Origin of the sequence: Kitasatospora sp. NPDC088160, from assembly GCF_044741445.1 — a bacterium.
In the GTDB taxonomy this organism is placed as follows: Bacteria; Actinomycetota; Actinomycetes; order Streptomycetales; family Streptomycetaceae; genus Kitasatospora.
On sequence record NZ_JBIUSS010000049.1, the window covers coordinates 23737 to 31409 of the forward strand.

Here is a 7673-nt window from a genome sequence, read left to right on the forward strand (position 1 = left end):
GCCATCCTTCAGGAGTGACGATGCCACGAACCTTCCTCTTTCCCCGCCCTCGGCCGCGCGGGCTGCTGGGCCGCCGTCTCGAGATGGACGAGCAGGTGGTGCTCGCCGCCGGTGTGCTGGGCGGGCTGCTGTTTCTCTGGGTGGCGCCCGGCATTCCGCTCAAGCTGCTGGGCTTCGCCGTGACGGCGGGAATCTGCGGGTGGGCGACGCTGGCCCCGTGGCAGGGCCGGACTTTTCTGAAGTGGTTCGAAATCCGGCGCACGCACCGCCGGTTGCTGCGTGATGGGCGCCTGCTCTACAGGTCCGTCGCACCGAAGGTAGGCCGGCACGGGGACGGCAGCCCGATGAAGGTGGCACCGCCGCCGGGTATCCCGGACGTGGAGTGGATCCGCGCCCGCACCGCCTACGGGGACCTGGCGATCCTGCTGCAGACCGACGAGGCGATGTTCACGGCAGCGATCGAGGTTGAGGGTCAGAAGAACTTCGGCGGCCTGGATGCGGAGGACAAGGAGGCACTGGTCGGCGCGTGGGAGTTCCTGCTGAAGTCGAACGCCGACTCCGTCGGGCGCATACGCCGACTGCAATGGGTCAGCCGGGTGGTGCCGACCGATCCGAACGCCCATGCCCGAGACGCCCATGCCCGACGCGACCCGTCCGCCCCGCAGTGGCTCCACGACTCCTACGACCAGTTGCTGCGCATGGTGGCGATCTCCGCCGAGGACCGGCGTCTGCTGATCGTCGTGGGGATCCCCTACGACGCGGAACTGGTCGCGGAGGCCCTGCGGTACCGCACTCTGCACGAGGGCTTCGGGATCGTGCTCGGCAAGGAGCTCGAGGAGTTCATCCGGCGGCTCGGTCTCGCGCAGTTGCGGTGGGTGCGCAACCTGGATGAACCGTCGCTGGCCAGTTGGTTCCACCACAGTTACGACCCGAGTCACTGGATCAACGACACCCGGGGCATGGACCGAACGACGGCGTGGCCATCAGAGGTCGACGCGCGGGATCCGGCCGTGATGCTTTCCCGCAGCTGGGAGGGCACCGAAGCCTGGCACAGCGTCACCGCCTGGTGGAAGCAGCTTCCCGTGTTGCCGGTCGGTGTCAACTTCCTGGCGCCGCTACTGCTGTATGTCCAGGATGTCATTTTCACGGTCTCCGTAACGATGGACCTGGTCACCAGTGACGAAGCGCTGCGTGAGGCGATGGCGGACGTCACCAACGAGATCGGGCAAGCGGACAGCAAGGCCGGCAAGGTCAACGACCCACGGGAGTCCAAGGACCGGCGTACCGCCACGGCCACGATGCACGACATAGCCAACGGTGCCGCCGGCGTTCGCCTTGCCGGATGGGTGACCGTCACCGCGCCGAACGCGGAGAAGCTGCGCCAGCACCGCGACCTGCTGCGGGCCCAGGCCACCCGCGCCAACCTCAGCCTGGAGTGGTGCGATCACGAGCACTTCCGGGCCCACGCGAACACGCTGCCGCTGGCGGGCGGCCTGCTGAAGGGCTGAGGGGATGCTGGAGATGCTCCGGCCCCAGCGGCAGACCCGCCGCAGGGCTCTGCGGACGACCACGGCGCAGGCCTGTGGTCTGTACCCGGCGGTCGGCGCGCCGACAGGCGACCCGCGCGGGGTGATCGTCGGGCGGGAGATGTACTCTGGAAAGGCGTTCATCTACGACCCGTTCGTGTTGTATGACCCTTCGGCGCGCGAGCGGCTGCCCAGTGGCCACATCCTCATCTTGGGCAAGAGCGGCTACGGCAAGAGCGCCCTGGAGAAGTGCTACGTGCTGCGTCAGTTGCGCTTCCAGGACCGGGCCTTCGCCGTCCTGGACGCGCAGGGCGAGGACGGGGTCGGCGAGTGGGACCCGATCGCCCGGGCGCTGGGCATTGTGCCGATCCGGCTGGTCTACGGTGGTGGTGGCGAGGCCGGGGCGGTGCGGATCAACCCGCTCGATCGCCGCATCCCCTCCGAGCACCAGTTCAAGATCCTCTGCTCGATGATCGAGATCATCGACGGGGAGATGACCGCGGAGACCCGCTTCGCCCTCTCCATAGCCCACCAGGCGGCCGTCGCCACGGCGGCAACCGCAGACCGGGTGCCTGTGCTCTCGGACGTGCTGAACGCGCTCACCGCCCCGGAGCCCGCCGAGCTCGGGAGAAAGACCGTGCCCGCGGCGGAGCTCGGACGCTGGGGACGCCCCGCGTCACTGGTCATGGATGAGCTGTGCTCCCCCTCCCGTGACCTGGCCGGCCTGTTCGACGGGCCGACGACCGACGGCATCGATCTCGACGCACGGCTCATCGTCTTCGACCTGACCCGTCTTCCACGCGAGGGCGTGGCGATGCCACTGCTGATGTCCGTGATCGGGCCGTGGCTGCGGTTCGGCTGGATCCGCCCGGGCGACCGAATCAAGCGCACCTTGATCGTCGAGGAGGCCTGGCACATCCTCAGCCACCGGCCGGTGGCCCGCCTCTTCGAAGAGTTCGTCCGCTACGGCCGCCGCCTGGGACTGTCGTTCGTGGGAGTGATCCACCACCTCAGCGACGTGGACGTCGACGAATCCCCCGAGGCGATGGCCATCCTCAAACTCACCGCCACCCGGGTGATCTACCACCTCGACAAGTCCGACGCGGACGCGACCGCCGACTACCTGCAGCTCCCCGTCTGGGCCCGGGAGGCCATCGTCGACGGCGCCAACGTCTGCGCGCCCGGCCGAGCGGTCTGGCAGGTCGGCGGACGAATATCCCTGGTCCAGCACATCCGCTCCACCACCGAGGTCCGGCTCACGAACACCAACAGTCGGATGAGCGAGAAACGCCGTGAGTTCACCAACGGCTCAGAGGCGCCCCTCATCGCCCTCCACAAGGGCCGCGCCGCATGAGCATGAACAAAGTGGCCTCCCCGATCACAGCCACGCGACTGCGCCTGGGCCGGGACACCTGGTGGATCAGCCTCATCATCGGACTCGTCGTCCTGTCCGCCCTCACCTGGCTTGCCGCGTTCCTGTCCGGCATCCCTGCCCACCACCGACCGGCCCGGATTGCCTGGACCCAAGCGGGCGCAGCGTCGGCCGGGGTGTTCATCCACTTCGCCGAGCCGGCGGCGGCCTTTCCCGCAGGCTCGGGTGTGGGCGGACCGGTCCCCTTCTGGGGGCTGTTCGCCGGCGAGTGTGCCGGCGCCTTCTATATCGCCAAGGCCCTGTGGCTGCGCTGGCAGCGGCGCCTGGCCGACGGATCGGACGGCCTGGCAACCCGTAAACAGCTCGAGACCGCCATGGGCGAGACGAAGGCACTGAGCCGGGTGCCGTCGCTGCGCCCGAGCCTGTCGAAGGCGGCGGCCGGCACGGTAGACGTGCGTGAGGTCGCAGTGTTCTGCGGGACCGCCGACCCGGCGCAGATTCCGCTGTGGCTGACGATCGAGGAGAGCCTGCTGATCGTCGCGCCGCCGCGCGAGGGCAAGACCAGTCAGTTCATCCTGCCCGCGGTTCTGGACTTCCAGGGCACCGTTCTCGCGACCTCCAGCAAGACTGATGTCCTCTTCTCGGCTGCGAAGCTGCGTGAGCGCCATGGCAAGGTCATGGCCTTGGACGCCACGGGCCTGTCCGGTTGGCCTTACCAGCTCGCGTGGCCGCTGACCGACGGCTGCGAGGACTTCCAGATCGCCCGACGCCGTGCCGAAACCCTGACAGCCTCCACCAAGAGTGATGAGGGCACCAAAAACGGCGGCTACTTCGTGATGAACGCGAAGATGCTCATCACGTGCTGGCTGCATGCGGCCGCCCTCGACGGGCGCAGTGCGCTGGACATCCTGAGGTGGGCGACCTCGCCAGCGGAGCGGGAGGCGGTGGACATCCTCGCCCGGCGGGGAAAGGTGGCACTCTCGCGGGCGCTGGCGGCCCAGCACGCGGCAGCGCCGGAGGAGCGCAGTGCGTCGTGGCGCACCGCCGAGCAGAGCTTCCTCGCGCTGTACGACGAGCGGGTCGCCGGGATCTTCGCGCCGCGGGAGAGCAACTTCGACATCGAGGCGTGGTTGCGCGGTGGGGGCACCCTGTTCCTGATCGGGGATGAGGAGGAAGGCAGCGCGCTGGCGCCGGTCCTGGCGACGTTCGTGCAGGCGATCCTTGACACGGCGAAGAAGGTCGCCGCCCGGATGCCCAACGGCCGGCTCGATCCTCCGCTGGGGTGTTTCCTGGACGAGCTCGCGAATGTGGCGCCGCTCCCGCAGATCCCGAGCTTCATGTCCGTCAGCGGCTCCCAGAACATCTTCGTTGCGGCGGTGTTGCAGAACCTCGCGCAGGCGGAGGAGCGGTGGGGGCAGACGGGTGTGCGCAAGCTGTTCGGCGCCGCCACCGCCAAGATCATCCTCGGTGGTGTCTCCGACGAGCAGGAGCTCAAGGCATACTCCGCGCTCGTGGGAGAGTTCGACGAGGACACCGAGTCCGTTTCCGACGACGGTGACCGGGTGTCCTCCTCGTTGTCCGTCCGGCGCCGGGCCGCGCTGGAGCCCAGTGACATCCGCATGCTCGAGGAGCGGACGGGTCTGCTGGTTCATCGACGTACCCCGGCGACGAGGGTGCGGTTCGTGCGGGCCCACGAGGGCCCGCGGGCCGCCGAGATCGCCGCGGCCACCAAGGAAGCACTCGCCATGGTCAACCCGGAGGTGGACGCAGGTGCCTGACGCGTTCGACCCGCTGTTTGACGAACTCGCTTCGATCAACGCCGAGCTGGCGTCGGTCGCGGTCCGCCTGGCCGCACTGGAGGAACGTCAGCCCGCGGCCGGCGGCTCCGGTGGAGGCAGCGAAGGTCACGGGCCGTCCGACCGGGCCCCCGGCGTGCCGGTGCTGTGGCGGTCGATGGACGACGAGCAGGCGGCTGCTCTGTGGCCGGAGTTCGTGGACTGGGTCCTGTGGCTTTCCGACGCCTACGAGCTGACGACCGAGCAACTACCCCGGCAGTGCTGGTGGCAGCACGCATCCGTCGTCGAGGAACTGACCGCCCTGTGGACATCGCACTCCTCCGCATACGACTCGGAGGAGGACGTCGGCGCCTCCCCCTACCTGTGGCAGGACGCCCTGGCCAGGGCAGTCGAGCGGATCAACCGCAACTGGCTCGGCGGGTGCGTCAACGGCTTCCACGAACCGAAGTCGCGCGTCCCCTTCAGCGCTGACGCCGCCTACCGCGAGGAACTTCTGGAAGCCGGGCCGCCCCGTGAGACTGAGCCCGAAAAGCCGGTCGAACCGGTGGAACCGCCGCCCACGGACCCAGGCGAACCGCAGCCATAGGGCGGGTTGAGGCCGACCCGTCGTGGGCCAACGTCTGTTCCTTGGGCGCGACGTTCTTCGCCACACGCCCCCGCCGCCCATGACACCGTCACCTACCCGAGCATGAACCGGCCTCTGAGGGCACGGCCAGCGTCAAGAGCGTGCGGAGACCGGAGACAGGGATCGGGACGTCCTGGGCACAGTGCTCACGTCCCCTTGCCGAGGTGGTGCGGTCCGGAGAGCGGTACGGCGGGGACACTGCCCGGGCTCGGTGCCCCGGGTCGGTCCGGGGTGCCGGTCGGGTGGCACGATGAACCGGTGCGTCCATTTCCCCTACCTGTGCTCTGGCTGCGCGGTGTCGCCGCCAATCCGGCGGCCCCGTCCGAGGTGCTGCTGCGCCTGCTGTCGGCACGGGTGCGCGCCGTGTGGCCCGTCCGGTGCGCTGACCGGGCGCTGCCCGCCGAGGTCGTCGAGGCCGCCCTCACGCATCCCGAGCCGGCAGCCCGCCGGGCCTTCGCCCGGAACCGGCACGCCGCTGCGGATCTGCGTGGACGGCTCGCCCAGGACCCCGACACCCTCGTGCGCGCGGCCCTCGCCGCAGGCCCGCGCCCGCGCCTGGGAACGGCCGAGGCGCTGCCCGACGAGGCCTTGGAGACCTTGCTGACCGCATGGGATGAGGAAGGCGAGGAGCAGCTGCTGACGGCGGACGAGATCAGGTCCGAGCTTGAATTCTCCGGGAGATCCCACAGTCGTTTCGCCGTGGCCTGGCCGGTCATCCGAACCCGGAGCTGCGGGCGGGGGCCCTCGCCCTGTGGCCGATGCTCACCCCAGCGGAACGTGGCGCGCTGCTGGCCGACCCGGTCACCGGGGTCGCCGAGGCGGCACGCGAGCGAAACCGGATCCTGGACCCGGAGGCGATGCGGGCCGAACTCCCCGACCACGACAGCCACCACCGCAACCAGCTGCTCACCATCTACGCCGTCTCTGTCACCGTGGCCGAGCGGTGCCTCGCCGAGCGGCGTGACCTTCGGCCGCTGGCCCACAACCACCACACCCCCGCCGCGATCGTCGCGCGGCTCGCCCGCGATGGTGACCCGAAAGTACGCGAGCAAGTCTCGGCGAGGGCTGGCATCCTGCCTGCGACCGTACTGACGGAACTCGCCCAGGATCCGGACAGCACCGTTCCCTCCCGCGCCCTGCTCCACCCGCTGCCGCGGACCTGGCCGCAGTGCGCCGCCATCGACCGGGTCCTCGGCCACACGGCCGACTGCATCGGCCGGGCCAGCGAGATGTTCCTGGAACCGCAGACGCACTGGTACCAGGAATGCGCTCGCTCCGACGAACCCGTACTGCGCCGGGTGGCCGCGACCTGCGCGCGGCTGCCGCAGGAAGCGGTGCGGCGCCTGGCCGGCGATCCCGATCCGCAGGTGCGCCACCTGCTCGCCCTCAACCACCCGCTGGCGCCGGGCCCGATCGTCCTCGGCGCCTTCCTCGCCCTGCCGTCTCAACGTGCGTACCTGCTGACCCTGCAGCGGCTTCCGCGAACCGGGCTGGACCATCTCCTCAGCCACCCCGACCCGCAGGTCCGCGCCTTGGCTGCCGCCGACCACAGGCTCCGTCTACCTCCTGTAGGCCTGCTGCGCGATGCGGACATGCGAGTCCGACGGGCCGCGGCCTCGAATCCGCGACTTCCCCTCGACCTGGTCGAAACCCTCCTGGACGACCCGGAGCTCGCCGAAGGAGCGGCCGCCAATCCGACCCTTCCCCCCGAACGCCTCCACGAACTCCTCGACCGCAGCGGGTCGGTGGGACGTGACCGTTAAGCCGCCGCCAGGGACTGGGCTGGACAAGGCCACTGGGGTCACACGGGGTCGCTGCCCAGGGGCCTCGACCGGCTGACCTTGTCTGCGGCGGTGGTGCTGCGATGGAGTTGCGAGAGGCCAAGCCGAGCAACCGATCCAGTCGATTCTGGCGGAGATGCCGAGAGCGAAACCTCGATGAGACCCAGACGACGCCCGCAAAATGATCTTGAGGGAGCAGGGAAAGATCACCCCGCCGGTTGTTTCGGCTGGCCATCGTGGCGGTGGCGCCGTGGCTGGCGGAAGCCGTGGCCGCGTCCCCGGATAGGGCGTGTCTGAGGCTCCCTTCCTGGCCTGGTGGGGTCCGGTACTGACGACTGCGGCTGGGCGTGTCACCACTGATGGCGTGCCCAGCCGTTGCGGGCCCTTCGCCCCAGGTACCGTCAATGACCCAGATCCACGGCCGGTGTAGCCGCCCTTCCAGGAGCCAAAGTCTGGCGCAGGCAAGTACCCACAGCGGGCTAGGCAGTGTCGTCAAAGTGATCTTGGCTAGTGGATCATGGTGTGGTGATACGTCGCCATGAACTCTCCGATGCCGAGTGGGGCTTGGTGGAG

Annotated in this window: 5 protein-coding genes; all 5 read left to right on the forward strand. The window is 69.5% G+C overall.

All coding sequences use genetic code 11. From position 1 onward, the window contains the following. The first annotated feature begins 20 nt into the window (after window positions 1-20). The 5 genes from ACIOGZ_RS41455 to ACIOGZ_RS41475 all read left to right on the forward strand — a co-directional run bounded on the left by ACIOGZ_RS41455 (window position 21) and on the right by ACIOGZ_RS41475 (window position 7082). The gene (locus ACIOGZ_RS41455) at window positions 21-1508 is read left to right on the forward strand and encodes an SCO6880 family protein (protein WP_400989824.1); all 1488 of its coding nucleotides are present in this window, start codon (window positions 21-23) and stop codon (window positions 1506-1508) included. 4 nt (window positions 1509-1512) lie between these two features. Continuing rightward, window positions 1513-2880 carry an ATP/GTP-binding protein gene (locus tag ACIOGZ_RS41460; RefSeq protein WP_363632175.1) on the forward strand — a complete coding sequence of 456 codons (1368 nt, stop codon included), beginning with the start codon at window positions 1513-1515 and terminating at the stop codon, window positions 2878-2880. Further along, entirely contained in the window at window positions 2877-4676 is a 1800-nt protein-coding gene (locus ACIOGZ_RS41465; RefSeq protein WP_400989827.1) for a type IV secretory system conjugative DNA transfer family protein, read from the forward strand. The genes ACIOGZ_RS41460 and ACIOGZ_RS41465 overlap by 4 nt, the downstream gene beginning before the upstream one ends. Then, window positions 4669-5280: a hypothetical protein gene (locus ACIOGZ_RS41470; protein WP_363632179.1), complete on the forward strand. Its 612-nt coding sequence runs from the start codon at window positions 4669-4671 to the stop codon at window positions 5278-5280. The genes ACIOGZ_RS41465 and ACIOGZ_RS41470 overlap by 8 nt, the downstream gene beginning before the upstream one ends. 797 nt (window positions 5281-6077) lie before the next feature. Continuing rightward, window positions 6078-7082: a hypothetical protein gene (locus tag ACIOGZ_RS41475; RefSeq protein WP_363632180.1), complete on the forward strand. Its 1005-nt coding sequence runs from the start codon at window positions 6078-6080 to the stop codon at window positions 7080-7082. The last annotated feature ends 591 nt before the right edge of the window (window positions 7083-7673 follow it).

Coding starts and splice junctions, on each gene's coding strand:
- ACIOGZ_RS41465 (WP_400989827.1), top strand. CDS start 2,877: ATGAGCATGAACAAAGTGGCCTCCCCGATCACAGCCACGCGACTGCGC.
- ACIOGZ_RS41460 (WP_363632175.1), top strand. CDS start 1,513: ATGCTGGAGATGCTCCGGCCCCAGCGGCAGACCCGCCGCAGGGCTCTG.
- ACIOGZ_RS41455 (WP_400989824.1), top strand. CDS start 21: ATGCCACGAACCTTCCTCTTTCCCCGCCCTCGGCCGCGCGGGCTGCTG.
- ACIOGZ_RS41475 (WP_363632180.1), top strand. CDS start 6,078: ATGCTCACCCCAGCGGAACGTGGCGCGCTGCTGGCCGACCCGGTCACC.